The organism is Pseudomonas lundensis, assembly GCF_002269125.1.
GTDB classification, from domain to species: domain Bacteria; phylum Pseudomonadota; class Gammaproteobacteria; order Pseudomonadales; family Pseudomonadaceae; genus Aquipseudomonas; species Aquipseudomonas lundensis_A.
The window spans coordinates 71849-97007 of record NZ_NQKI01000014.1; the positions used below are offsets into that span (position 1 = coordinate 71849).

Annotated in this window: 22 protein-coding genes; 11 read left to right on the top strand and 11 right to left on the bottom strand. The window is 55.9% G+C overall.

Annotation, left to right across the window (positions count from 1 at the left end):
- Positions 1–43 precede the first annotated feature (43 nt).
- Together CJF39_RS11055 and CJF39_RS11060 are read right to left on the bottom strand one after the other, a co-directional pair.
- Positions 44–748, bottom strand: coding sequence for a YebC/PmpR family DNA-binding transcriptional regulator (locus CJF39_RS11055; protein ID WP_094993461.1), 705 nt, complete (start codon positions 746–748; stop codon positions 44–46).
- A 155-nt stretch (positions 749–903) separates the two neighbouring features.
- Positions 904–1773 (bottom strand): LysR substrate-binding domain-containing protein, encoded by an 870-nt coding sequence (locus CJF39_RS11060; protein ID WP_094993462.1) that lies wholly within the window; start codon positions 1771–1773, stop codon positions 904–906.
- Positions 1774–1887: 114 nt separating this feature from the next.
- Between CJF39_RS11060 and CJF39_RS11065 the strand changes: the two genes are divergently transcribed.
- Together CJF39_RS11065 and phnX are read left to right on the top strand one after the other, a co-directional pair.
- A complete protein-coding gene (locus CJF39_RS11065; protein WP_094993463.1) occupies positions 1888–2997 on the top strand; it encodes a 2-aminoethylphosphonate--pyruvate transaminase in 1110 nt (369 codons plus the stop codon).
- Between the two features lie 68 nt (positions 2998–3065).
- Entirely contained in the window at positions 3066–3893 is an 828-nt protein-coding gene (phnX, locus tag CJF39_RS11070) for a phosphonoacetaldehyde hydrolase (protein ID WP_094993464.1), read from the top strand.
- Between the two features lie 71 nt (positions 3894–3964).
- On the opposite strand, the gene CJF39_RS11075 is transcribed toward phnX, so the two are convergent.
- Positions 3965–4525, bottom strand: a complete 561-nt coding sequence (locus tag CJF39_RS11075; RefSeq protein ID WP_094993465.1) for an NADPH-dependent FMN reductase — start codon at positions 4523–4525, stop codon at positions 3965–3967.
- Between the two features lie 205 nt (positions 4526–4730).
- Here CJF39_RS11075 and CJF39_RS11080 point away from each other — a divergent pair, with 205 nt between their 5' ends.
- On the top strand, positions 4731–4955 hold the full coding sequence (locus CJF39_RS11080; protein ID WP_094993466.1) for a hypothetical protein: 225 nt from the start codon (positions 4731–4733) through the stop codon (positions 4953–4955).
- Positions 4956–5080: 125 nt separating this feature from the next.
- Here the strand turns inward: CJF39_RS11080 and CJF39_RS11085 are convergent, their stop codons facing one another.
- From CJF39_RS11085 to CJF39_RS11100, 4 genes are all read right to left on the bottom strand, one after another.
- Positions 5081–5653 (bottom strand): GNAT family N-acetyltransferase, encoded by a 573-nt coding sequence (locus CJF39_RS11085; RefSeq protein ID WP_094993467.1) that lies wholly within the window; start codon positions 5651–5653, stop codon positions 5081–5083.
- A 96-nt stretch (positions 5654–5749) separates the two neighbouring features.
- Entirely contained in the window at positions 5750–6508 is a 759-nt protein-coding gene (gene dnaQ, locus CJF39_RS11090; RefSeq protein ID WP_094993468.1) for a DNA polymerase III subunit epsilon, read from the bottom strand.
- The gene (gene rnhA / locus CJF39_RS11095) at positions 6501–6953 is read right to left on the bottom strand and encodes a ribonuclease HI (RefSeq protein WP_094993469.1); all 453 of its coding nucleotides are present in this window, start codon (positions 6951–6953) and stop codon (positions 6501–6503) included. Before rnhA ends, dnaQ begins: the two co-directional genes overlap by 8 nt.
- Before the next feature lie 96 nt (positions 6954–7049).
- Positions 7050–7808: a class I SAM-dependent methyltransferase gene (locus CJF39_RS11100; protein WP_094993470.1), complete on the bottom strand. Its 759-nt coding sequence runs from the start codon at positions 7806–7808 to the stop codon at positions 7050–7052.
- Positions 7809–7881: 73 nt separating this feature from the next.
- Here CJF39_RS11100 and gloB point away from each other — a divergent pair, with 73 nt between their 5' ends.
- The 8 genes from gloB to fabI all read left to right on the top strand — a co-directional run bounded on the left by gloB (position 7882) and on the right by fabI (position 18505).
- The gene (gloB, locus tag CJF39_RS11105) at positions 7882–8661 is read left to right on the top strand and encodes a hydroxyacylglutathione hydrolase (RefSeq protein WP_094993471.1); all 780 of its coding nucleotides are present in this window, start codon (positions 7882–7884) and stop codon (positions 8659–8661) included.
- A 99-nt stretch (positions 8662–8760) separates the two neighbouring features.
- Positions 8761–10161 (top strand): transglycosylase SLT domain-containing protein, encoded by a 1401-nt coding sequence (locus CJF39_RS11110; protein WP_094993472.1) that lies wholly within the window; start codon positions 8761–8763, stop codon positions 10159–10161.
- 155 nt (positions 10162–10316) lie between these two features.
- Positions 10317–12146 (top strand): extracellular solute-binding protein, encoded by a 1830-nt coding sequence (locus CJF39_RS11115; protein WP_094993473.1) that lies wholly within the window; start codon positions 10317–10319, stop codon positions 12144–12146.
- Positions 12143–13984, top strand: coding sequence for an extracellular solute-binding protein (locus tag CJF39_RS11120; RefSeq protein WP_094993474.1), 1842 nt, complete (start codon positions 12143–12145; stop codon positions 13982–13984). The genes CJF39_RS11115 and CJF39_RS11120 overlap by 4 nt, the downstream gene beginning before the upstream one ends.
- Complete coding sequence (locus CJF39_RS11125) at positions 13985–15058, top strand: microcin C ABC transporter permease YejB (RefSeq protein WP_094993475.1); 1074 nt, start codon at positions 13985–13987, stop codon at positions 15056–15058. It begins immediately after the preceding gene.
- Position 15059: 1 nt separating this feature from the next.
- A complete protein-coding gene (locus CJF39_RS11130; RefSeq protein WP_094993476.1) occupies positions 15060–16079 on the top strand; it encodes an ABC transporter permease in 1020 nt (339 codons plus the stop codon).
- 1 nt (position 16080) lies between these two features.
- Positions 16081–17691: an ABC transporter ATP-binding protein gene (locus CJF39_RS11135; protein ID WP_094993477.1), complete on the top strand. Its 1611-nt coding sequence runs from the start codon at positions 16081–16083 to the stop codon at positions 17689–17691.
- Between the two features lie 19 nt (positions 17692–17710).
- Positions 17711–18505 carry an enoyl-ACP reductase FabI gene (fabI, locus tag CJF39_RS11140; RefSeq protein ID WP_047276587.1) on the top strand — a complete coding sequence of 265 codons (795 nt, stop codon included), beginning with the start codon at positions 17711–17713 and terminating at the stop codon, positions 18503–18505.
- Between the two features lie 246 nt (positions 18506–18751).
- On the opposite strand, the gene CJF39_RS11145 is transcribed toward fabI, so the two are convergent.
- From CJF39_RS11145 to clpX, 4 genes are all read right to left on the bottom strand, one after another.
- Positions 18752–20623, bottom strand: a complete 1872-nt coding sequence (locus CJF39_RS11145) for a SurA N-terminal domain-containing protein (protein ID WP_094993478.1) — start codon at positions 20621–20623, stop codon at positions 18752–18754.
- A gap of 229 nt (positions 20624–20852) precedes the next feature.
- Positions 20853–21125, bottom strand: coding sequence for an HU family DNA-binding protein (locus CJF39_RS11150; protein ID WP_003183171.1), 273 nt, complete (start codon positions 21123–21125; stop codon positions 20853–20855).
- A gap of 147 nt (positions 21126–21272) precedes the next feature.
- Entirely contained in the window at positions 21273–23669 is a 2397-nt protein-coding gene (gene lon, locus CJF39_RS11155; RefSeq protein WP_094993479.1) for an endopeptidase La, read from the bottom strand.
- A 164-nt stretch (positions 23670–23833) separates the two neighbouring features.
- The gene (gene clpX, locus CJF39_RS11160) at positions 23834–25117 is read right to left on the bottom strand and encodes an ATP-dependent Clp protease ATP-binding subunit ClpX (protein WP_094993480.1); all 1284 of its coding nucleotides are present in this window, start codon (positions 25115–25117) and stop codon (positions 23834–23836) included.
- Positions 25118–25159: the final 42 nt, after the last annotated feature.

The window sequence follows — 25159 nt, forward strand, 5'->3', positions numbered from 1 at the left end:
CATACTGCGTCGTAAACGGACCAATTAAATGACGGGCTCGGGTTCAGGCCAGCGCTACAAACATATCCTGCACGTCGTCCTGCTCTTCCAGCTTCGCCAGAAACTCCTCTACTTCGACCATTTGCTCGTCAGTCAGCCCCGTCACCGGGTTTTTAGGTGTGTAGCCCAACTTGGCCGACAACACGGTAAAACCCTGCTCAGGCAGCGCTTTTTGCACGGCATCCAGGTCAGTGGTCTCGGTGATGAACAAGGTCGTGCCTTCTTCTTCACCGTCTTCAAAATCCTGGGCGCCCGCTTCAATTGCCGCCATTTCAGGATCAGCATCCGGGGTATCAGGCTTGGCTTCGATCAGGCCGACATGGTTAAAGTCCCAGGCCACGGAGCCCGACGCGCCCAATTGCCCCTTGCGGAACGCCACACGGATTTCAGCCACGGTACGGTTGACGTTATCAGTCAGGCACTCGACGATCAGCGGCACCTGGTGCGGGGCAAAACCTTCGTAGGTCACACGGTGGTATTGCACAGCCTCAGTGCCGATCCCCGCGCCCTTGTTGATTGCACGCTTGATGGTGTCAGCCGGCATGGATGCTTTTTTGGCTTGTTCGTACACCAGACGCAGGTGCGAGTTCATATCAGGGTCGGCGCCGTTACGGGCTGCAACGGTCAGCTCTTTGGCCAGTTTGCCGAAAACCTTGCCGCGGCTATTGGCGGCTTCCGCTTTGTGTTTAACCTTCCACTGTGCGCCCATTTCTCACTCTCTCAATCGTGTGTGTCGCGGCACGCGGGCCGTCGAAAGTGCGCCAGTTTATACGCCCGCAAGTTCTCAATCGACCAAAAAATCCAATCCTGCCCGGCTCAACTGCTATCGGCCCGGTGCAGTGCTACGAACGCGGCGACTGACGCCTACGCGGCGGACGACGGCGCCAGTGACATGAACGCCTTTATCAGCCGCAATTGGGCACGTCGCTCCATACAGCCAAGCATGTGCCGATTGGTCAGGCCGTGCCCGTTGATCGGTACGGCGCACACCCGCGGGTCCTGACTGACTTCCGCCGACGAAACAATGCCCACCCCGAGCTGTGCTGCCACCGCTTCGGTCACCGCTTCGCGACTGTCCAGCTCCAGCAACACACGAGGGCTTACCCCTGCCTGCTTGCAGGCTTGGTCAAACGTGCGACGGGTCGTGGACGCGGGTTCGCGCAAGACCATGATCACCTGATCCAACTGCGCCATCTCAACCCCGCCCGTGAGCGCCTGCCAAGGATGACTGGACGGCACTAATGCACAGATATGCGATTGCTTCAGCGGCCGTAACATCAAGCCATTGCGCGGTTCGACCTCGGTCAGCACGGCCACGTCCGCGTGCTCTGACAGCAAGGCGGCCAGGGTTTCCTGTGCATTGCCCAAGCGTAAATTCACGGTGATACCGGGGTAACGCTCGCGCAGGCTCGCCAGCATGGGCATCACCAGATGCGGGCCATCTGCCGCCACTTCGAGGCGTCCGGTGAGCAATTGGCGATTGGCTTCAAGCATGACCTGCGCTTCATCCACCAAACCAAACATGGCACGGGTGATAGCCGCCAGTTTGATGCCCTCTTCGGTCAATTCCACACGCCGGGCTGTGCGGCGCAATAAGGTGATCTGGTAATGCTCTTCGAGGGTTTTGATATGCCCGGTGACCGCTGGCTGGCTGATGAACAACCGGGCGGCTGCCCGGGTGAAGCTGCCTTCACGTGCCACCGCATCGAAGGCCCGGAGTTGGAACAGGTTCATGAATAACTCCTGCTGATGGCTGGCATAACAACAAACAATTTGAATGATGATACATCAACCTGCAATTTAGCCGGTGTATCCAGTTGCTATCTCACCGCTTGCGAGGAACCCCGAATGAACACCGTCGCGCCGATCCTGCTGACCCCCGGTCCCCTGACCACCTCCGCGCGAACGCGTAAGGCCATGATGGTTGACTGGGGTTCCTGGGATGAGCGTTTCAACCAATTAACGGCGAGTGTGTGCGAGCAACTGCTGGCCATCATCAACGGCGCCAGCAGCCACCACTGCGTCCCGTTACAGGGTAGCGGCACCTTCGCCGTTGAAGCGGCCATCGGCACATTGGTACCGCGTGACGGCAAGGTGCTGGTGCTCATCAACGGCGCCTATGGCAAGCGCCTGGCGAAAATCTGTGCGGTGCTGGGTCGCCGTTTCAGCACATTTGAGACCGCCGAAGATCAACCCACCACAGCCGCTGATGTAGAACGCCTGCTCAAGGCTGACCCCGAGATTACCCATGTGACGTTGATCCATTGTGAAACCAGCACCGGGATTCTCAACCCACTGCCAGACATTGCCGACGTCATCGCCAAACAGGGCAAGCGTCTGATCATCGATGCCATGAGCGCCTTCGGCGCACTGCCCGTTGACGCTCAAAAAGTACCGTTCGACGCGCTAATCGCTGCCTCTGGCAAATGCCTCGAAGGGGTGCCGGGCATGGGCTTCGTGTTGGCCCGTAAAGAGTCTCTGGCCCATGCAACGGGCAATGCCCACTCACTGGCGATGGACTTGCAGGATCAACACGCCTACCTGGCAAAAACCGGGCAATGGCGCTTCACCCCGCCCACCCATGTGGTCGCTGCCTTGCACGAAGCCTTACTGCAATACAACGAAGAAGGCGGCCAACCCGCCCGTTTGGGCCGCTACGCCAACAACTGCCAGACGCTGCTGGATGGCATGGCCATGCTGGGAATTCGCAGCTTCCTGCCTGCAGCCATTCAGGCACCGATCATCGTCACCTTCCACGCCCCGAAAGACCCGCGCTACCAGTTCAAGGAGTTCTACGAACGCGTCAAGGCCAAAGGTTTCATTCTGTACCCAGGTAAATTGACCCAAGTCGAAACATTCCGCGTGGGGTGCATTGGCCACGTCACCTCCGTCGATATGCAGGCAGCGGTCGATGCCGTGGCGCAGGTACTGCAAGAAATGGAAGTGCTGGTCATCTGACGGCACAGACGCAAGTTGAACGTAAATTTCTCCGTGCGGTTACGACCGCTCTCACAGGATCCAACGACATGAACTACACCAACCCCACCACGCTTCAAGCCGCCATCCTCGACTGGGCGGGCACCGTGGTCGACTTCGGTTCTTTCGCCCCGACGCAGATTTTCGTTGAAGCGTTTGGCGAGTTCGATGTGCAAGTATCAATCGAGGAGGCGCGCGGCCCCATGGGCATGGGCAAGTGGGATCACATTCGAACCCTGTGCGATCAGCCGCAGATTGCCGAGCGGTACAAAAAAGTCGTTGGCCGCACCCCGACCGACGATGACGTGACCGCCATTTATGAACGCTTCATGCCGCTGCAAATCGAGAAAATCGCCGAGCACTCGGCGCTGATCCTCGGTGCGCTTGAGACGATTGCCGCACTGCGCGCCCAAGGCATCAAGATCGGCTCTTGCTCGGGCTACCCGGCGCAGGTCATGGCCAAGGTCGTTGAATTGGCAGCCACCAACGGCTACGTCGCCGACCACGTGGTGGCAACCGATGAGGTGCCCAACGGGCGCCCGTGGCCTGCACAGGCACTGGCCAACGTCATCGCGCTGGGCATTGATGACGTGGCCGCCTGTGTAAAGATTGATGACACCGTGCCGGGCATTCTTGAGGGGCGCCGCGCAGGCATGTGGACAGTGGCGTTGGTGTGCTCGGGCAACGCACTGGGCCTGTCATGGGAACAATACAAAGCGCTTGATGCGCAGACACTGGCGAGCGAACGCACGCGCATTCATGCCCTGTTCGAGGGGGCACGCCCGCACTACCTGATCGACACCATCAGCGACTTGCCGCAGGTGATTGCAGACATCAATACCCGCCTGAAAAACGGGCAAATGCCACAAAGCCACTGACCCAGCGCCGCTGAGGACAGCTGCCAATGGCGCCGCTGCCCTCAACCTCATCGACGTTCACACGTGCACATTCAGGCGGGCTTGGTTAGCTCGACCCACTGTGCGTACGCATCAATAAAGGCTTGCAGGAAGGGACGTGTTTTTTCCGAAAGCGCCCCTGAGGCATCGAACGCATTGCCCGCCCCACCCAGATAGGCTTCAGGCTGCTGCATGCACGGAACATTCAGAAACACCAGCGACTGGCGTAGGTGATGGTTAGCGCCAAAGCCGCCGATCGCGCCGGGCGAAACACTGATCACGGCGCCGGGTTTACCGCTGAACACACTTTGACCGTATGGGCGCGAACCTACATCGATGGCGTTTTTCAGCGCACCCGGCACTGACCGGTTGTATTCGGGGGTCACAAACAGAACCGCATCGGCTTGGCGAACTTGATCGCGAAATGCTGTGTAGGACGCAGGCGCCGGGGTGACATCAATGTCCTCGTTATAAAGCGCCAGCTCGCCAATTTCGACGATGTTCAGCTTTACGTGGGATGGCGCCAGTTCTGCCAGGGCGTGTGCCACTTTTCGATTGAGCGAGTCCTTTCTCAAACTGCCGACCAGTACTGCAACGTTGTAGACCTTGCTCATGGAAACCCCCGAGGGTGCTGTAGGAAAGCGCTTAGAACGTTAGTTATAGATGATCGGACGCCTTTCTTGCAGCCCGGTTCACCCTATCGACCGCCAAGCCTGTAAAGTAGCCGGACTATTTTTTCCACAGCGTTAAACTTCCCCGGCTGATCAACGGTCTACAAGAACCGCAAATTGGGTGTTTATCTCCAGAGGTTCTCTACAAATGGCAGCAGTGCTCGTTGGGCAGTTTCATGCAAGAGACGCGGAAGGCCGTGTTTATTCCGTGCATGAGTTTCAAGACTCCACCCCTGGAGCAGACGGTCAGCCGGTTTTCACGTACAAGTTGGCGATCGGCGACCGCGTCACCAAACTGAGTGATACCGAATTCCAGCTGGTGCAATCAGGCATTGCCCTGCTTCGCGATCCTGAACCCGCTCACTCGGTTTAAGGCTTTTTTTGTTGGGGCGCGCATGTCTGGTGATGCTCGATCCTGCGTATTGGCTGAGAAGTCGCTGCGCACTGCGAGTATCGCAAGACACGCTCAACCCGGCGTTGACTGAAGTGCCTGTCAGCTCATTCCTGTTTTTCAAATAACAGGTACCAGAAGATCGCCACCTCGGCTGTCTGCGGGTCAATCCCGCGATAGCGCAAATGATCGACCCCGCCTACCTGATACCCACAACGTTCGTACAAGCGGCATGCGCCGATGTTGTTGTTCTGGGTTTCCAGCATGATGCCCGGCAGTTTTTTCTTGTGGCTCCAGAACCTCGCCACCTCCAGTAATGATCGGGCGACGCCATGGCGACGTGCGCCTGCAATCACCGCCAATTCATCGACGTGGGCAAAACCGTTCCAGTTGGTACTGACCACGACGTGACCAACGGCCTGCCCATCGAGATAAGCCATGAACACGGCGCTGTCGGGCGCACCGCGATAGCTGGCGAATTCATCAGGATCGATCCCGTAACACTTGCGGTACGGTGTGATCCTTTCTAAAGGCCATTCATCGACGCTCTTGTGCAGCTCCACTTGGGCGTAAGCGCGCACTTCAAAACTGAAATCGTTGCACCACACATAAGGCGCGAAGCCTTCATCCGCCAGGCGTACAGAAACTTCAGGGTTTTGCGGGTTGATGACCAGATGCATGGGTGAGCAAGTCCTTGTGTGCGGGCACCTCTCACCCAGGTGCCGCCGATGGCGGCAAGGGCCGACAGCCCTTGCCGAGACCTCCAACGGGGTCGTTTATTGAAGCGTCTGCTGCTTGGCTTCAAGTAATTGCGCCCATAACGAAGGGGCGCCTGCAGACTTGGCAATCGCTTCGAGTCTCGCTGCGTGCTCAGCCATATCGCTTTCACTTGCACGAATAATCCGGCCCGGCTGACGATCCGCGGGTAAACGACGAATTTCAGTGGCCTGGTTACCCGAGCCTTCGCCCGAGCCATTGCCGTCAGACGCGTTCCCGGCCAACGACAGGCTGGTCTGCCCGCCCGTCATGGTTAGGTAAACGTCTGCCAGAATCTCGGAGTCGAGCAAGGCGCCGTGCAGCTCACGGCCCGAGTTGTCGACGCCATAGCGCTTGCACAAGGCATCCAGGCTGTTGCGCTGCCCCGGGTGACGGGCACGCGCCATCATCAAGGTATCGAGAATGGTGCAATGCTGAGTGAGGTCGGCGCGGTCGGTTTGCCCGATCAAGGCAAACTCGTTGTTCAGGAAGCCGATGTCGAACGCGGCGTTATGAATGATGAGCTGAGCGCCCTCGATGAACGCGAAGAACTCATCGGCCACTTCGGCAAAACGCGGCTTGCCCACCAGAAATTCGTTGGTAATGCCGTGGACGCCGATCGCGCCCTCATCGCTTTCGCGATCGGGTTGCAAGTACACGTGAAAATGCCGCCCGGTCAGGCGGCGGCCCATCAACTCGACGCAACCGATTTCGATAACCCGGTGGCCATCGGTAACCGGCATACCGGTGGTTTCGGTATCGAGGACAACACTACGCATGCTTGAGGCCCCTCATTTCATCCACACCCCGGTTGGCCAACTGGTCGGCACGTTCATTGCCCGGATGGCCGATGTGGCCACGCACCCATTGCCACTTCACGGTGTGACGACTGACTTGTTCATCGAGCAACTTCCACAGGTCGGCATTTTTCACCGGCTCTTTGGACGCGGTTTTCCAGCCGCGTTTTTTCCAGTTGACCATCCATTCAGTGATGCCTTTCATCACATATTGGGAGTCAGTGACCAGCAACACGTCGCACGGGCGCTTGAGTTCTTCAAGGCCACGAATAGCCGCCATCAGTTCCATGCGGTTGTTGGTGGTATTGGGTTCGCCGCCCCAGAGTTCTTTCTCGACACCCTGACAAACCAGCAATGCACCCCAGCCGCCAGGGCCAGGATTGCCCTTGCAGGCACCATCGGTGAACATTTCAACGCTATTGCTCATTACAACCTATCCGGAAAAGGGTGTTGTGGCCTGCCCGTCAAGGACGGGCAGCACCTGAGGCCGGATCGCTCCGGCCTTTCGTTTATTCAAGCGCAACTACGGTTGGCTGTGACGCCGGTTGACCTTGGCCATCGGCAAAGGGATCAGCTTGCCCATAGGCTCGCGTCGTAACGGATTGACCGGCCGCAAGCCGACCACCATCTTGCGCGCCACCAATATATAGAAGCCGCCACCGGCCAATTGCCAGTTACCTGCTTTGTGTTCCCAGCCTGATAAACGACGCTGCCAGGCCGGGGACGCGAGCGGCGGACGATAGCACCCGAAGCGGCGTTTCTCCAGCGCAAAGCCCAGCAGGTTCAGCCAATCGGCCACACGGGAGGGAGAAATACAACGCGCCTTGCTTAACCCGTCCTTGGCAAACACATGGCGCAGGCCCCAGGTGCTCCAAGGGTTAATGCCGACGATCAACAGGTGCCCTCCGGGCCGCACACTGCTGGCGGCTTCGCGCAACAAACCATGGGGCGACAGGCAGAAATCCAGACCGTGTTGCAGCACTACGACGTCGGCTGCGTGCTCGCACAGAGGCCAGGCCTGTTCTTCGCAAAAAATTTCTACACCCGGCAATGGCGCACCCAGACGCACGGTGCGCTGGACTTGAGCGGCGTTGGGCGGTGTCTCGGCGCCTGGCCCGTAATGCACCAGATAGCCGCCAAAGAACCGGCCAAGCTCGTCTTCCAGTACACGTTGTTCATCCTCCAGCAACAACTGCCCGTGGGGACCGGACAACCATTCGCGCGCCGAACGGATCAGCGCCAGCCACTCAGGGTCAGCCTGAGCCAATGCTTTATCGGTCATTGCTCCTCCAACTCGCCATCTACCCATCACAAGCCCTAAGATGCGCCATTGTTTCGCACTTGGGAATTGCGCCATGCTACAGATCGATGCACTGCCTGCCTTCAATGACAACTACATCTGGTTGTTACAGGACACTGCCAGCAAACGCTGCGCCGTCGTTGATCCGGGCGATGCTGCGCCGGTCGAAGCCTGGCTGGCCCAACACCCGGACTGGACCCTGAGCGACATCCTGATCACCCACCATCACTTTGACCATGTCGGTGGGGTTGAGCAGTTGCACAAAAAGACCAACGCCAAGGTCTGGGGTCCTGCCCAAGAAACCATCCCCGCACGCGACGTGGCCCTGAATGACAACGATCGCATCGACGTGCTGGGCTGTACGTTCGAGGTCTTCCTGCTACCCGGCCATACCCTTGGGCATATCGCCTACTATCACGCGCAGCCAACAGCCCCGTTGCTGTTCTGTGGCGATACATTGTTTGCGGCGGGTTGCGGCAGGCTGTTTGAGGGCACACCCGAACAGATGCATGGCTCTTTGAGTCGCCTCGCGGCGTTGCCGGGTAACACCGCAGTGTATTGCGCCCACGAATACACCTTGAGCAATTTGCGCTTTGCCCAAGCCGTCGAGCCGGACAATGCCGATATCAAGGCACGAATAGAACAAGTGACTGAGTGGCGAAGCAATAACCAGATCAGCCTGCCCTCCGATATCGCACTGGAACTGCGTACCAACCCTTTTCTTCGGGTTAACGAAACATCCGTTAAAGAAAAAGCAGACGAATGGAGCAAGCAGGACAATGCCTCGCCGGGCGCGGTGTTTGCCAGCTTGCGCCGCTGGAAAGATAAGTTCTAATCAGGGTCGCGGTTGGCACAAAAATTCTGAACAGTTGACCGCGTCCCACCTGCTTTCTAGAATCGCCCGACATTTTTGCCCGGAACTTACTTCCAGCCAATGTCGTCATCTATACGTAACTCCATCAAAACAGACGCATTGACGCGCCTTGCGCAAGCCATCGCGCTGGCCGTGTCCGCTGTACTTGCAGGGTGTCAAAGCATGGACCATTCGGCTCAAACGGCCGAAAGACCCACACTGAAACTGACTAAGCGCATTCCTCAAGAGCCGATCTGGCTCAGTGAAAAACCCGGCCCGACTGCCCCCCAAGATGTGTGGGAGCGGATGCGACAGGGATTCAAGCTGCAGGAAGGCGCGGACGTTAACCCGCGAATCGAACAACAGCGCCTCTGGTTTGCCAGCAACCCGTCGTTTCTCGAAAACGCCGGCGAGCGTGGCAGCCTTTATATCCACTACATCGTTGAGCGCCTCGAAGAACGCAACATGCCGCTCGAACTGGCGCTGCTGCCAGTGATTGAAAGTGCCTACAACCCGATGGCGTATTCGCACGCCAATGCCGTCGGTCTCTGGCAGTTCATTCCCTCGACCGGCCGCTACTTTAACCTGCGTCAAACCCGCGCCTATGACGGCCGCAAAGACATTACTGCCTCGACATTGGCAGCCATGAATTACTTGACCCGCCTGCATGACATGTTCAATGGCGACTGGTTGCTGGCGCTCGCAGCGTATAACGCGGGCGAAGGCACAGTGAGCCGTGCGATCGAGCGCAACGAAAAACTGGGCCTGCCGACTGACTACTGGAACCTGCCCCTGCCGCAGGAAACCAAGGACTACGTGCCAAAATTACTGGCCTTGTCCCAAGTGGTGATGGCCCCTGAAGCCTACGGCATCAACCTGAACCCCATCGCCAACGAACCTTACTTCGAGATGGTTGAAATCAAGCAGTCCATGGATTTGTCCCGTGTGGCTGCGCTGGCCGAGATCGACGAAGACGAAATGTTCCAGTTGAACCCCGCCTACAAGCAGCGGGCTACCACTGATGGCCCTCAGCATTTGCTGGTGCCAACCTCCAAGGCTCAACTGCTGACAGCCAGCCTGTCCAACCTCAAGCCTGAAGAACTGGTCAGCCTGCGCCCTAAAAAGGCAGTCTTCGACACGGTCGCCAGCAACACCCCACGGCTTAACCGTAAGTACCGGGTTAAAAGCGGTGACAACCTGACCACCATTGCCAAAGCCAACAAGGTCAACGTCCGCGACTTGCAGCGCTGGAACAAGCTCACCGGCAAAAACCTCAAAGCCGGCCAGATGCTCGTCATGCATGACACGCGCAAGCCTGCGGCGAGCAAAAAGCCCACTCACTACAAGGTGAAAAAGGGCGATTCGTTGTACATCGTCGCCAAGCGTTTCAACGTTGAGATGCAACACCTTAAACGCTGGAACCCCAACAGTGCCAAGGCCCTCAAGCCGGGGCAGATGCTGACCGTTTCCAAACCTCGGTAAGCTTCACGCAGTCAACGCAGCGGGCAATCCGGCTCCTACATAAATGTGGGAAGCAGATTGCCCGTTGTGCTTTCCAGCACAGTCTTTTTCCTACAGATACAAGCTGTTACTGTACGGAAACCCAAGCCCAATGCCCGGATCGGATCTCTGACTTGATGCGTCCCCTCCTCCCGTTACTTCTCTGCCTGGCCTTGAGCTCTCCCGCCGGCGCAACCCTCAGCGAAAGCCATGGTTATGCCCAGTTCGGCACCCTCAAATACCCGGCCACGTTTACCCACTTCGATTGGGTGAACCCTGACGCGCCCAAGGGCGGCACACTCAACGTCATGGCCTTCGGCACGTTCGATACGCTAAACCCTTACACCTTCAAAGGCACCAGTCCGGTTTCGACGCCCAATTTCCTGCAGTACGGCGTCAACGAACTGAATGAAACCTTGATGGCGGGCACGGGCCAATACGCGCCTTCCGGGGACGAGCCGACCGCCAGTTATGGCTTGATTGCACAATCCGTTGAATACAACGAAGACCGCAGTTGGGTCGTCTTTAATCTCAGGCCCGAAGCACGCTTTCATGATGGCGCCCCCATTACAGCCTACGATGTGGCGTTTTCGTACAACTTGTTGCTCAAAGAAGGTCACCCGCAATACCGCACCAACCTGCAAGAAGTGCAACGCGTGGACATTCTGGGGCCCAGACGGATTCGCTTTGTGTTCAAGCGTTCAGGTAATCCGCTGCTGATCCTGCGTATGGGCGAGCTTCCCGTATTGCCCCAGCATTACTGGGCCAAGCGCGACTTTAAAGCCACGACTTTCGAACCGCCGCTGGGCAGCGGTCCCTACCGAATTACAAAAGTCACGCCGGGGCGGCAACTGGTGTTTGAACACGTCAAGAACTGGTGGGGCGCCAACCTGCCGGTCAACCGTGGCAAATACAACGTTGACCGGGTTGAAGTCGAGTTTTATCGCGACAGCGACGTGGCATTCGAAGCCTTCAAGGCCGGTGAATTCGACATTTATATCGAGCATCAGGCCAAAAATTGGGCCAACGGCTACAACTTCCCGGCAGTGCGCCGGGGCGATGTGATCAAAGCGCAGATCCCCCACCACATCCCGACTCAAACCCAGGGGCTATTTATGAACAGCCGGCGCAGCACATTCAGTCAGACTGGCGTGCGCGAAGCCATGGGCTTGATGTTCGATTTTGAATGGACCAACCGCACGCTGTTCAATGGCGCCTATGAACGTGCGACGAGTTTCTACCCTAACAGTGATTTTTCGGCCAGTGGCATTCCACAGGGGCATGAGTGGCTGATGCTGTCACCCTGGCGCACGCAGCTGCCCCCGGCGTTGTTCCAAAAAGCATTTAGCCTGCCTCAAACACAAGGCCAGGGTATCCCGCGCGAAACCATGCGCCGAGCGTTGGCGCTGCTGGCCGAAAATGGCTGGACGCTCTCGAATCAACGCTTGATCAATAGCGAAGGTAAACCACTGACCTTCGAAATATTACTGGTAAATCCAAACCTTGAGCGCATCCTTCAACCGTACGTGGAGAACCTGGCGAGTATCGGCATCGCAGCGCGCCTGCGTACGGTGGACCGGGCTCAGTACAAACAACGTCTGGATCAGTTCGATTTCGACATGATCCTCATGACCCTTGACCAGACCCTGAGCCCAGGCCTTGAACAGTGGCAGTACTTTCACTCCAGCCAGGCCAACGTCAAGGGCAGCAAAAACTATGCAGGCGTGGCCAGTCCGATTGTCGACCAATTGCTCGAAAAGCTGCTGGCCGCGCAAACCCGTGAAGAGCAATTGGCCGCTGGCCGGGCACTGGATCGTGTCCTGTTGTGGCAGTACTACAGCATTCCCAACTGGTATCTGAATTATCACCGCCTGGCGTACCGCAATCGGTTCGCCTTCGTGACTACGCCGCCCTACACATTGGGCCTGAGTGCGTGGTGGCTAAAGCCTACGGAGAAATCCCAATGATGCCTTTGCGTTCCTTGCTTAAGCCCCTTGGCGGCCTGTTATTGGCCGGTGTCAGCTGCCTCGCGCTGGCCGCCCCGCAACATGCCCTCACCCTGTACGACGAACCGCCCAAATACCCGGCCAATTTCAAGCACGTCGATTACGTGAACCCGGACGCGCCCAAAGGCGGTACCTTCCGCAAATCCGCCCTGGGCACTTTCGACAGCCTGAACCCCTTTATCAACAAAGGCGTTCCCGCCGATGACATCGACCTGACCTACGACACCCTGGCCCGCCAAAGTCTCGACGAGCCCTTTACTTCATACGGCCTGATCGCAGAAAAAATCGAAAAAGCTCCGGATAACAGCTGGGTACGTTTTTACCTGCGTCCCGAAGCCAAATTCAATGACGGCCACCCGATACGCGCCGAAGACGTGGTGTTCAGCTTCGATACCCTGATGAAAAGCGGTTCGCCGCTGTTCAAGGGCTATTACAGCGACGTAGAAAAAGCGGTCGAAGAAAATCCTTTGCAGGTCAAATTCGTCTTCAAACACAACAAAAATCGCGAATTGCCGCTGATTCTCGGGCAACTGCCGATTTTGCCTAAACACTGGTGGGAAACCCGCGATTTCAGCAAAGGCAATCTTGAAATACCGGTAGGTAGCGGCCCTTACACCATCACCGAGATCAAGCCGGGGCGCTCGATTCGTTATGAACGCAACAAGGACTACTGGGGCAAAGACCTGCCCATCAACAAGGGCTTGTACAACTTTGATGCCATCACCATTGACTACTTCCGCGACAACAGCGTGGCGTTCGAAGCCCTCAAGGCCGGTCAGTTCGATTACTGGCTGGAGATCAGCGCCAAAAACTGGGCAGGCGCCTACAACGTACCTGCCGTCAAACAGGGCCGTTTGATCAAAGAAGAAATCCGCAACGCCAACCCCACCGGCATGCAGGGTTTCATCTTCAACCTGCGTAGACCGATATTTAAGGATGTGCGGGTGCGTGAAGCCCTGAACCTGCTGTTCGACTTTGAATGGGCCAATAAACAGCTATTCAACGGTTCGTATGTGCGCACCAGCAGCTATTTCGAAAACTCCGAAATGGCCGCTAAAACGCTACCGACTGAAGAAGAACTGGCGATATTGGAGCCTTTGCGCGGAAAAATACCCGAAAAAGTGTTTACCGAGGTGTACAAACCTGCGGTCACTGACGCCAGTGGCATGATTCGCGAGCAGCAGCGCCGCGCCTATCAGCTGTTACAAGATGCCGGGTGGCGCATCGTCGACGACAAAATGGTGGACACTGAGGGCAAGCCGGTAAAAATCGAATTTCTGCTGGCGCAGACCGAATTCGAACGCATCTTGCTGCCGTTCAAACGTAACCTCAGCGATTTGGGCATCGACGTACAGATTCGCCGTGTCGATCCTTCCCAGTACTTGAATCGCCTGCGTTCGAGGGATTTCGACATGATCATCGGCAGCTTCCCGCAATCCAGCTCGCCAGGCAGTGAACAACGCGAGTACTGGGAGTCTGAAAGCGCCGAAAAACCGGGAAGCCGCAACTTTATGGGGCTCAAAGACCCGGCCATTGATCAACTTACCGAGGGGCTGATTCATGCCGACTCGAGGCAGAGCCTGATCACTCATGCCCGCGCACTGGATCGCGTGTTGCAGTGGGGTTTCTATGTGATTCCCAACTGGCATATCAAAACCTGGCGCGTCGCGTATTCCAACCATATCGGCCACCCCGCCGTGACCCCTCTGTATGACATCGGCACCTCCACCTGGTGGGTCAAGCCTGAGGTCGAGCCGGTTACTTCCACTCAACCCACAAGCGAAAGCCTGGAGCCCTAGATGCTGGCGTATATATTCAGGCGACTGCTGCTGATCATTCCGACACTGTTCGGAATTCTGCTGATCAACTTCGTCATCATTCAGGCCGCCCCGGGCGGTCCTGTTGAACAGATGATTGCCAAGCTCGAAGGGTTTGACGGCGCCACCAGTCGCATTGCGGGTGGTGGCTCTGAAGTGTCGGTGGCCGGCTCCAACTACCGCGGCGCTCAAGGACTGGACCCCGCGCTGATACAAGAAATCGAAAAGATGTACGGCTTCGACAAATCGGCTCCTGAGCGCCTGTGGATCATGATCAAGAATTACGCCCATCTGGACTTCGGCGAAAGCTTTTTCAGGGACGCCAAGGTCATTGACCTGATCAAGGAGAAAATGCCCGTCTCGATCTCGCTCGGACTTTGGAGCACGTTGATCATGTACCTGGTGTCGATTCCGCTGGGGATCGCCAAGGCCACGCGTCACGGTAGCCATTTCGATGTCTGGACCAGTTCCGCAATTATCATCGGGTATGCGATTCCGGCCTTCCTGTTTGCTATTTTGCTGATTGTGGTTTTCGCGGGCGGCAGCTATCTGGACTGGTTTCCATTGCGTGGTCTGACGTCCAACAACTTCGATGAGCTGAGCCTGGGCGGCAAGATTCTGGATTACTTTTGGCATTTGGCACTGCCCGTCACCGCGCTGGTGATCGGCAACTTTGCCACGATGACCCTGCTGACCAAAAACAGCTTTTTGGACGAGATCAACAAACAATATGTGGTGACGGCAAAAGCGAAGGGGCTGACCAATCACCGGGTGCTGTATGGCCATGTGTTTCGCAACGCGATGTTGCTGGTGATTGCCGGTTTCCCGTCTGCCTTTATCGGCATCTTTTTTACCGGCTCCTTACTGGTTGAGGTGATTTTCTCGTTGGACGGGCTGGGACTGATGAGTTTTGAAGCGGCGATAAACCGCGATTATCCCGTGGTTTTCGGCACCCTGTTCATCTTCACGCTGGTCGGCCTGCTGGTGAAGCTGATTGGCGACCTCTCATACACCCTGGTTGATCCGCGCATCGACTTTGAAAGCAGGGAGCATTGAGATGACCTTATCGCCCCTTAACAAGCGACGCTTCGCACGCTTTAAGGCCAATAAACGTGGCTGGTGGTCGTTGTGGATTTTTCTGGTGCTGTTCGTTCTCAGCCTCGGCGCCGAACTGATCGCCAACGACAAACCACTGGTGATCAGCTATGACGGCGAGCTGTACTTTCCCGCCCTCAAACGCTACCCCGAGACCGACTTTGGCGGTGAGTTCCCGCTGGAGGCCAACTACAAAAGCCCGTACATCCGTGAACTGTTGGCAAAAAAGGATGCTTGGGTGCTGTGGCCTCCCATTCCGTATAGCTACCAGAGCATCAACTACGACTTGAAAGTCCCGGCACCCGCACCGCCATCAGCTGAAAACTGGCTCGGCACCGATGACCAGGGGCGTGATGTGCTGGCGCGAGTGATCTATGGCTTCCGGATTTCCGTGCTGTTCGCCCTGACCCTGACGGTTTTGAGCTCCATCATCGGTGTGATTGCCGGCGCGCTGCAGGGCTTCTATGGCGGCTGGGTCGATCTGGCCGGTCAGCGTTTTCTGGAAATCTGGTCGGGCTTGCCGGTGCTGTACCTGCTGATCATTCTCGCCAGCTTTGTACAACCCAACTTCTGGTGGCTGCTGGGCATCATGCTGCTGTTTTCATGGATGAGCCTGGTGGATGTTGTGCGGGCCGAATTCCTGCGGGGGCGCAATCTGGAGTATGTGCGGGCAGCCCGTGCACTGGGGATGCAAGACATGGCGATCATGTACCGGCACATTTTGCCCAACGCCATGGTGTCGACCATGACGTTCATGCCATTCATTTTGACCGGTGCGATCGGCACCCTGACCGCGTTGGACTTTCTGGGCTTCGGCCTGCCGCCGGGAGCACCGTCGCTGGGCGAGCTGGTTGCGCAGGGCAAATCCAACCTGCAAGCGCCGTGGCTGGGGATCAGTGCATTTGCCGTGCTGGCAATCATGCTCAGCTTGCTGGTGTTTATTGGTGAGTCCGCTCGCGATGCCTTCGACCCGAGGAAATGACATGACGCAGGACAATCTGATCGAAGTGCGCGATCTTTCCGTCGAATTCATCGCCGGGGAGCAACCCCAGCGTGTGGTACAGGGCATCAGTTTTGACATCAAACGGGGCGAAACCCTGGCGCTGGTAGGCGAAAGCGGTTCAGGCAAATCGGTAACGGCGCACTCGATCCTGAGGCTGCTGCCCTACCCCATCGCCCGTCACCCCAGCGGCAGCATCACCTATGCAGGGCAGGACTTACTGACGCTGGACGAGAAAAAACTGAGGCACATCCGCGGCAACCGCATTGCCATGATTTTTCAAGAACCGATGACGTCGCTAAATCCCCTGCATAGCATTGAAAAACAGATCAATGAAGTGCTGGGTCTTCATAAGGGTTTAACGGGCAAGGCAGCCACTGAGCGGACGCTGGAGCTGCTGGACCTGGTAGGCATTCCCGAGCCACGGAAACGACTGAAAGCCCTGCCACACGAGCTCTCGGGCGGCCAGAGACAGCGCGTAATGATTGCTATGGCCTTGGCCAATGAACCTGAGCTGCTGATTGCCGATGAACCCACGACGGCCCTGGACGTCACCGTGCAACTCAAAATCCTCGATTTGCTCAAAGATTTGCAGGCCCGGCTGGGCATGTCGCTGTTACTGATCAGTCACGATTTGAACCTGGTTCGACGAATTGCTCACAGAGTATGTGTCATGCAGCGCGGTTGCATCGTCGAACAAGCATCGTGCGAACAGCTGTTCCGTTCGCCGCAACATCCTTACACCCGGGAACTGCTCAGTGCAGAACCCAGCGGAGGCCCCGCTGATACCGTCGCGGGCCCGCCGTTGCTGAAGGTCGAAGACTTGAGAGTTTGGTTTCCGATCAAAAAAGGGCTGTTGCGCAAAACCGTTGATTACGTAAAAGCGGTCGATGGCATCAACTTCAGCCTGCCCCGTGGCCAAACGCTGGGCATTGTGGGGGAAAGCGGATCGGGCAAATCGACATTGGGTCTGGCTATTTTGCGGCTGATTGCCAGTCGCGGCACGATTCATTTTGGGGACAAGCAGCTAGACTGCCTGTCGCAGAAAGACGTCAGGCCGTTGCGGCGACAGATGCAGGTGGTGTTTCAGGACCCGTACGGCAGCCTCAGCCCGCGCATGAGCGTCAGCGAAATTGTCGGTGAAGGTTTGCGCATTCACGGCATGGGCACCGCTCAAGAGCAGGAAGTGGCAATTATTGAGGCGTTGCGTGAAGTAGGCCTGGATCCTGAAACCCAGCACCGTTACCCTCACGAGTTTTCAGGTGGACAGCGGCAGAGAATCGCCATTGCCCGCGCGTTAGTGTTGAAGCCAGCGTTGATTTTGCTGGACGAGCCAACCTCTGCGTTGGACAGAACAGTCCAACGCCAAGTCGTCGAGCTCTTGCGTGCTCTGCAAGCCAAGTACAACCTGACGTATTTGTTTATCAGCCATGATTTGGCGGTAGTCAAAGCGCTGAGCCACCAATTGATGGTGGTCAAGCAAGGCCAAGTGGTCGAACAAGGTGAGGCATCTTCTATTTTTGCCTCACCGCAACATCCATATACACAGCAGCTGCTGGAAGCCGCCTTTTTGGCGCCAGTGGCTGTCGATTAATCTGATAGAGGAACAACACATGGGTTTTCTCGCCGGTAAGCGCGTCCTGATCGTCGGTGTCGCTAGCAAATTGTCCATCGCTTCTGGCATTGCTGCCGCCATGCACCGTGAAGGCGCTGAACTTGCTTTCACTTATCAGAACGAAAAGCTGAAAGGCCGCGTTGAAGAGTTTGCCGCAGGTTGGGGCTCAAGCCCTGAGCTGTGCTTCCCTTGCGACGTTGCCAGCGATGAAGAAATTGCCAAGGTTTTCGAAGACCTGAGCAAGAAGTGGGATGGTCTGGACTGCATCGTTCACTCCGTAGGCTTCGCTCCGGGCGACCAGCTGGATGGCGACTTCACCGACGCCACCACCCGTGAGGGTTTCCGCATCGCTCACGACATCAGCGCCTACAGCTTCGTGGCCCTGGCCAAGGCTGGCCGCCCGATGATGAAAGGCCGCAATGGCAGCCTGCTGACCCTGTCTTACTTGGGCGCAGAACGCACCATGCCTAACTACAACGTTATGGGCATGGCAAAAGCCAGCCTGGAAGCGGGTGTTCGTTACCTGGCTGGTAGCCTGGGCCCGGAAGGTACACGCGTTAACTGCGTATCGGCTGGACCAATCCGCACCTTGGCTGCTTCCGGCATCAAGAACTTCCGTAAAATGCTGGCCGCCAACGAAGCTCAAACGCCTCTGCGTCGCAACGTGACCATTGATGAAGTCGGCAATGCCGGCGCCTTCCTGTGCTCCGACCTGGCGTCGGGCATCAGCGGCGAAATCATGTACGTAGACGGCGGCTTCAACACCACCGCAATGGGCAACATCGAAGAATAAGTCTTCGCTGTCACTGCCTTTAAAACGCCCGGTGCAGCCACTGCATCGGGCGTTTTGCGTTTAAGGCAGGAACGCTTCCTACTCGGCCCAAGCATCATGCGTCGCAATGCGGCAGCGCCCTGATGACGGGATGATCCCACTCCCCTCTCTGAATCCAGTAGCGAAGACAGGCCTGTTTTAAGGCTAAAAAAATGGCCGCTCGATGAGCGGTCATTTCAATTGAGGCTAAATGCTTGATCTCACGTCTTAGTAGCGCTCGACTTTGGCCTCGTTTTCCAACTGCTTACGGAAGGCTGCGAAGTCCTGCTGACCAGCCCGCGAAGCAAGAACGCGACGATACGTAGCTTTCTCTTCTTCTGTCGGCTGGGCACCGTCATTCACACCATTCAAGCGCAGCACGACAACACTGCCATCAGCCAGGGTGACGCTGCTGAAGGTCGGCTTGTCCTTAGAGGCTGGTTTAGGCATGCGGAACACGGCTTGCAAGACAGCCGGATCGATACCTTCCTGACCTCGGGCAACCGCTTCCTCGACTTTCCAGGAGTGACCATCAATCGGCTGATTCAACGGCAACTTACCATCACGCAGACCTTTAATGATTTCCTCAGCCTTGGTTTTGGCCTCAGCACTGGCGTGCTCTTTCACCAGTTGTGCACGAATGCTCAAAGCGACAGCTTCCAGAGGCAATTGCTCCGGTTTGCGGTGCTCCTTGACGCGCAACACAACAACGGTTTCAGGATCAAGCTCAATGGCAGAGCTGTTCGCTCCCTCATCCATCACTTCAGTACTGAATGCGGCCTGGACCACAGCGCGGTTGGCTGCAACACCCTCTCCGCCTTCACGACCAAACGGTGCGGATGTGTGCACGGTCAACTTCAGCTCCTGGGCTGGCTGAGCCAGATCAGAGGCTTCAAATGCCGAATCTTCTAGCTGCTTGCTGGCATCGACAAAGCGTTGTTCAACCTGTTGTGTTTTCAGGTCACGCGTCAGCTTGTCTTTGAGGCTGGCAAAGGTCGGAACCTCGGGCGCTTCCACATCCAACAATTTGATCAAGTGGTAGCCAAAGCTCGTACGAACCGGCTCGGACACCTGGTCTTTGCTCAACGCATAAAGGGCTGTCTCGAATACCGGGTCGTAAACACCCGGACCTGCGAAACCAAGATCACCGCCATTGGCAGCCGAACCCGGATCCTGAGAGAACTCCTTGGCCAATACCTCGAAGCTTTCGCCCTTGGCCAGACGTTGTTGAATCTCAGTGATTTTGGCCTTGGCTTGCTCGTCGCCGACCTTGTCGTTGACTTCAATCAGAATGTGCGCGCCACGACGTTGCTCGGCCAAGTTGGCGATTTCTTTCTGATAAAGCGCTTGGAGCTCGTCATCTTTAACCGCCACCTGATCAAAGAAAGAGGATTTCTTCAATTCGATGTAATCGATCACGACCTGATCCGGCGTCATGAACTCTTTGGCGTGCTTGTCGTAGTAGGCCTTGATCTCGTCATCGCTCAATTTCACCGCAGCCGGATCGGCCTTGATGTTCAGCGAATCGAAATCGCGGGTCTGCTTTTCAAGACGGGCGAAGGCGTTGACTTGCTCATCGGTCACGAAACCACTGCCTGCCAAACCGGCACGCAACTGACCAATCAGCATTTCTTCGGCCAGCATGCCGCGGAATTGCAGACGGCCGTAACCCAACTGTCGGATTACCTGATCGAAACGCTCAGGACTGAATTTGCCATCCACCTGGAACTCAGGCGTTTGCAGAATCACTTGATCCAGAGCGGCTTCAGAGAAGGAGAACTTCGACTGGTTGGCACCTTGCAACAACAGCTTGCGGTCGATCAACCCTTTGAGGGCCGATTCGCGCAGCATTTTCTCGTCCAAAAGCGATGCGTCAAAATCCTTGCCAAGTTGCTGCATCAGCTGACGACGTTGCATGTCGACGGCCTGGCTCAGCTCGGTTTGAGTGATTTCTTCACCGTTAACCTTGGCTGCATCCTTGCTGGTCGAAGTGGCTTGAAAAATGGCATCGAAACCGGTCAACGCCATTAACGCGACGATGACACCGATGATGGTCTTGGCAATCCAGCCTTGTGAATTGTCCCTGATATTTTGCAGCATGCTTCCCCCAGAAACGGTCTTGCTTAATGAACAACCGTGGAGCGTGGGTAGAGTCCGGATAGAAGAAAGGCGCATCCGAGGATGCGCCTTCTCGTAACTGGCGGAGCGGACCGGGCTCGAACCCGCGACCCCCGGCGTAACAGATCGATGTTGCCATCGACCGCACTACCGCTCCGCTGCCAAGCCTGGCGTGCGCCTGACCCGGTTGGGTAAAAGGTGTAGCAGAAACTCAGTTAACGGCTTCTTTCAGCGCTTTACCGGCTTTGAAACCTGGCTTTTTAGCAGCTGGAATTTCCAGCGTTTTACCGGTCTGTGGGTTCCGACCAGTACGAGCAGGACGATCGGTTACAGAAAAAGTACCAAAGCCAACCAGTACCACAGAGTCGCCAGCCTTAAGAGCGCCAGTGACGGATTCGATTACTGCGTCCAGCGCACGGCCAGCAGCAGCTTTCGGGATATCAGCAGATGCAGCGATAGCATCAATCAGTTCCGACTTGTTCACTCTAAGTCCCCTTATATCTATCTGAGTATGTTTCTAAAGTTTTTGGTAAAAGCAAAACGACTGCTGAAGCACTTACGGACACTTATAGAGCCGCTTTATAACAAGGGCTCTAAAAAGCGTCAAGAAAGCCCCTCAGGCGAATCCGTATTAATGCGTGCTAATTCTTTCCTTAGAGTCAGACTCTCGTTTGTCTTCCTTGGCGACAATCTCGGAAGCCACATCCGGCAAGGGCTCCGGCGCGTATTGCAGCGCAATTTGCAGGACTTCGTCAATCCATTTAACCGGTTTGATTTGAAGATCCTGTTTGATGTTGTCAGGAATTTCCTTCAGATCACGGACATTTTCTTCGGGAATAATTACTGTCTTGATCCCACCGCGGTGAGCAGCCAATAGTTTTTCCTTCAAGCCTCCAATGGCCAATACCTGACCACGTAGAGTAATTTCACCCGTCATCGCAACATCTGCGCGCACTGGAATCAGCGTCAGGGCGGAGACCAAAGCGGTGCACATCCCGACACCCGCGCTTGGGCCGTCCTTAGGCGTAGCACCTTCGGGCATATGGATGTGAATGTCGCGTTTCTCGTGAAAATCCAACGGGATACCGAGACTTTTAGCGCGACTGCGCACGACCGTAAGTGCTGCCGTAATCGACTCGACCATTACATCGCCAAGCGAGCCGGTCTTGATCAGTTGACCTTTACCCGGCACCACAGCGGCTTCAATCGTCAACAGTTCGCCACCAACCTGAGTCCAGGCAAGACCGGTAACCTGACCAATCTGATCTTGCTGCTCGGCCAAGCCATAACTGAATTTTCTTACACCTAAAAAGTGCTCCAGCAAATCAGACGTCACCACAACAGAGAAGCGTTTCTCCAATGCATGCTCTTTGACCGCCTTACGGCAGATCTTGGCAATTTGACGCTCAAGCCCCCGCACACCCGCTTCACGGGTGTAATAACGGATGATGTCGCGAATGGCTTCGTTGTCGAATGCCAATTCGCCTTTTTTAAGACCGTTGGCCTCGATTTGCTTGGGTGCAAGGTATTTGACAGCGATGTTGATTTTTTCGTCTTCGGTATAACCCGGCAGACGAATCACCTCCATCCGGTCCAGCAAGGCTGGCGGAATGTTCATGGAGTTGGAGGTGCACAGGAACATTACATCGGACAGGTCGTAGTCAACCTCGAGGTAATGGTCGTTGAAGTTGTGGTTTTGCTCAGGATCGAGTACTTCGAGCAATGCCGAAGCGGGATCGCCACGCATATCACTGCCCATTTTGTCGATTTCATCGAGCAAGAACAGCGGATTACGAACACCCACCTTGGTCATCTTTTGAATCAATCGACCGGGCATCGAACCGATATAGGTACGACGATGACCACGAATTTCAGCCTCGTCACGCACACCACCCAAAGCCATACGCACGAACTTACGATTGGTTGCGTGGGCAATCGACTCGGCAAGCGAGGTTTTACCGACACCCGGAGGCCCCACCAGGCACAGCACCGGTCCGCGGATTTTCTTCACCCGCTTTTGCACGGCGAGATATTCAAGAATCCGCTCTTTAACTTCCTCTAGACCATAATGGTCAGCATCAAGGATGTCTTCAGCACGCTTGAGGTCCAGGCGTACTTTGCTCTGAGCTTTCCAAGGCACCTGAACCAGCCAGTCGATGTAAGAGCGAACTACGGTGGCTTCTGCCGACATCGGAGACATCTGCTTAAGCTTATTAAGCTCAGCCTGGGCTTTGGCCATGGCATCTTTTGGCAGCCCGGCTGCATCGATGCGCTTTTTCAGCTCTTCAATTTCGTTGTGGCCTTCGTCGCCATCACCGAGCTCTTTCTGAATGGCCTTCATCTGCTCATTCAGGTAGTACTCGCGCTGACTGCGCTCCATCTGCTTTTTGACACGGCCGCGAATGCGCTTTTCGACCTGCAGCAGATCAATTTCGGCGTCCAGCAAAGCAAGTACATGCTCAACCCGGGTTTGCAGATCAATAATTTCGAGAATTTCCTGCTTCTGTTCGATCTTGAGTGCCATATGGGCAGCCATCGTATCGACCAGACGGCTAGGCTCATCAATGCTGTTAAGCGATGACAACACCTCAGCCGGTACTTTTTTGCCCAACTGCACATACTGCTCAAATTGCGAGAGCAGGCTGCGTACAAATACTTCGGACTCACGCTCAGGCGCAGCCGCTTCTTCAATCAAGGAAACTTCGGCGCTCAAGTAGCCATCAGCTTGCCCAAATTTTTCCACAGCGCCACGCTGCTCTCCCTCGACCAGAACCTTAACGGTACCGTCTGGCAGCTTCAGCAACTGCAAAACAGTGGCAATCGTACCTACGCCATAAAGTGCATCGGCACTGGGATCATCGTCAGCAGGATTTTTTTGTGCCAACAGCAGGATTTGCTTGTCGCCCGTCATCGCAGCCTCGAGGGCCTCGATCGACTTCTCGCGTCCCACGAACAGTGGGATCACCATGTGCGGATACACAACAACATCACGCAACGGCAGGAGAGGCAATTCGATGGTTGTCTTCATGATTTCGCCTCTACGGCGGCCATACGGCCGTAATCAGATGGAAGTAAGCTTGAAGCCAAGATGGGGGCAGTCTCTAAAAAAAACAAGCGTTGATAGGCAGTAAAAACAAAGGGGCCCGAAGGCCCCTTTGTTAAACACGCACCATGTAACAAAGAGCTACACATTTACACGTCTGGTGCAGCCTTGGCAGTCGCATCGTTGTTTTCATAAATCAACAATGGCTTGGACTTGCCTTCAATAACGCTTTCATCGATCACCACTTTACTCACCTCGGACTGCGAGGGGATTTCATACATGGTGTCGAGCAGTACGCCTTCCAGAATCGAACGCAGACCGCGAGCACCTGTTTTGCGTTCAAGTGCACGCTTGGCGACAGCTTTAAGCGCATCGGCACGAAATTCAAGATCAACACCTTCCATCTCGAACAACTTGCCATACTGCTTGGTCAACGCATTTTTAGGCTCAGTGAGAATCTGCATCAGTGCAGCTTCGTCAAGCTCATCAAGCGTCGCCAGAACAGGGAGACGACCTACGAATTCCGGAATCAGACCAAACTTGACCAAATCGTCAGGCTCGACCTCACGCAGGGATTCACCCACCTTCTTGCCCTCTTCCTTGCTGCGAACTTCAGCACTGAAGCCAATACCGCCGCGCGTGGAGCGAGCCTGAACGACTTTTTCCAGACCGGAGAAAGCGCCGCCACAGATAAAGAGAATGTTGCGGGTATCAACCTGCAAAAACTCTTGCTGAGGATGCTTGCGACCGCCTTGGGGCGGAACGGAGGCCACTGTACCTTCGATCAGCTTCAAAAGCGCCTGCTGCACGCCTTCACCGGAAACATCCCGGGTAATGGACGGATTGTCAGATTTACGCGAGATCTTGTCGATTTCGTCGATGTAGACAATGCCCATCTGAGCTTTCTCTACATCGTAATCGCACTTCTGCAACAGCTTCTGAATGATATTTTCAACGTCTTCACCTACGTAACCCGCTTCAGTCAGCGTGGTCGCATCTGCAATGGTGAAAGGTACATTCAGCAAACGAGCCAAGGTCTCTGCCAGCAGGGTTTTACCCGAACCAGTAGGACCGATAAGCAGGATATTACTCTTGCCCAGTTCGACGTCGTCGTTCTTTTTGTCACGTTGGTTAAGACGCTTGTAGTGGTTATAAACCGCTACAGCCAAAACCTTTTTGGCACGTTCCTGACCGATTACATACTGATCAAGGATGCCGCTGATTTCTTTTGGCGATGGTAATTTATGCGCGCTGCTCTCGGCCTGGGCTTCCTGCACCTCCTCACGGATGATGTCATTGCACAGGTCAACGCATTCGTCGCAGATAAAGACCGAGGGGCCGGCAATCAATTTGCGCACTTCATGCTGGCTTTTGCCACAGAAGGAGCAATAGAGCAATTTGCCGTTGTCCTCGCCGTTGCGGGTGTCAGTCATTCGATCGATCCAAATCCGATAGGCTTGCAACACAAGATGAAG

Excerpts from the sequence above, each read along its gene's own strand:
- gloB (WP_094993471.1), top strand. The coding sequence starts at position 7,882 with ATGCTACAGATCGATGCACTGCCTGCCTTCAATGACAACTACATCTGG.
- CJF39_RS11085 (WP_094993467.1), bottom strand. The coding sequence starts at position 5,653 with ATGCATCTGGTCATCAACCCGCAAAACCCTGAAGTTTCTGTACGCCTG.
- CJF39_RS11065 (WP_094993463.1), top strand. The coding sequence starts at position 1,888 with ATGAACACCGTCGCGCCGATCCTGCTGACCCCCGGTCCCCTGACCACC.
- rnhA (WP_094993469.1), bottom strand. The coding sequence starts at position 6,953 with ATGAGCAATAGCGTTGAAATGTTCACCGATGGTGCCTGCAAGGGCAAT.
- fabI (WP_047276587.1), top strand. The coding sequence starts at position 17,711 with ATGGGTTTTCTCGCCGGTAAGCGCGTCCTGATCGTCGGTGTCGCTAGC.
- CJF39_RS11100 (WP_094993470.1), bottom strand. The coding sequence starts at position 7,808 with ATGACCGATAAAGCATTGGCTCAGGCTGACCCTGAGTGGCTGGCGCTG.
- clpX (WP_094993480.1), bottom strand. The coding sequence starts at position 25,117 with ATGACTGACACCCGCAACGGCGAGGACAACGGCAAATTGCTCTATTGC.
- CJF39_RS11080 (WP_094993466.1), top strand. The coding sequence starts at position 4,731 with ATGGCAGCAGTGCTCGTTGGGCAGTTTCATGCAAGAGACGCGGAAGGC.
- CJF39_RS11075 (WP_094993465.1), bottom strand. The coding sequence starts at position 4,525 with ATGAGCAAGGTCTACAACGTTGCAGTACTGGTCGGCAGTTTGAGAAAG.
- CJF39_RS11115 (WP_094993473.1), top strand. The coding sequence starts at position 10,317 with ATGCGTCCCCTCCTCCCGTTACTTCTCTGCCTGGCCTTGAGCTCTCCC.
- CJF39_RS11130 (WP_094993476.1), top strand. The coding sequence starts at position 15,060 with ATGACCTTATCGCCCCTTAACAAGCGACGCTTCGCACGCTTTAAGGCC.
- phnX (WP_094993464.1), top strand. The coding sequence starts at position 3,066 with ATGAACTACACCAACCCCACCACGCTTCAAGCCGCCATCCTCGACTGG.
- CJF39_RS11110 (WP_094993472.1), top strand. The coding sequence starts at position 8,761 with ATGTCGTCATCTATACGTAACTCCATCAAAACAGACGCATTGACGCGC.
- CJF39_RS11125 (WP_094993475.1), top strand. The coding sequence starts at position 13,985 with ATGCTGGCGTATATATTCAGGCGACTGCTGCTGATCATTCCGACACTG.
- lon (WP_094993479.1), bottom strand. The coding sequence starts at position 23,669 with ATGAAGACAACCATCGAATTGCCTCTCCTGCCGTTGCGTGATGTTGTT.
- dnaQ (WP_094993468.1), bottom strand. The coding sequence starts at position 6,508 with ATGCGTAGTGTTGTCCTCGATACCGAAACCACCGGTATGCCGGTTACC.
- CJF39_RS11120 (WP_094993474.1), top strand. The coding sequence starts at position 12,143 with ATGATGCCTTTGCGTTCCTTGCTTAAGCCCCTTGGCGGCCTGTTATTG.
- CJF39_RS11055 (WP_094993461.1), bottom strand. The coding sequence starts at position 748 with ATGGGCGCACAGTGGAAGGTTAAACACAAAGCGGAAGCCGCCAATAGC.
- CJF39_RS11135 (WP_094993477.1), top strand. The coding sequence starts at position 16,081 with ATGACGCAGGACAATCTGATCGAAGTGCGCGATCTTTCCGTCGAATTC.
- CJF39_RS11145 (WP_094993478.1), bottom strand. The coding sequence starts at position 20,623 with ATGCTGCAAAATATCAGGGACAATTCACAAGGCTGGATTGCCAAGACC.
- CJF39_RS11060 (WP_094993462.1), bottom strand. The coding sequence starts at position 1,773 with ATGAACCTGTTCCAACTCCGGGCCTTCGATGCGGTGGCACGTGAAGGC.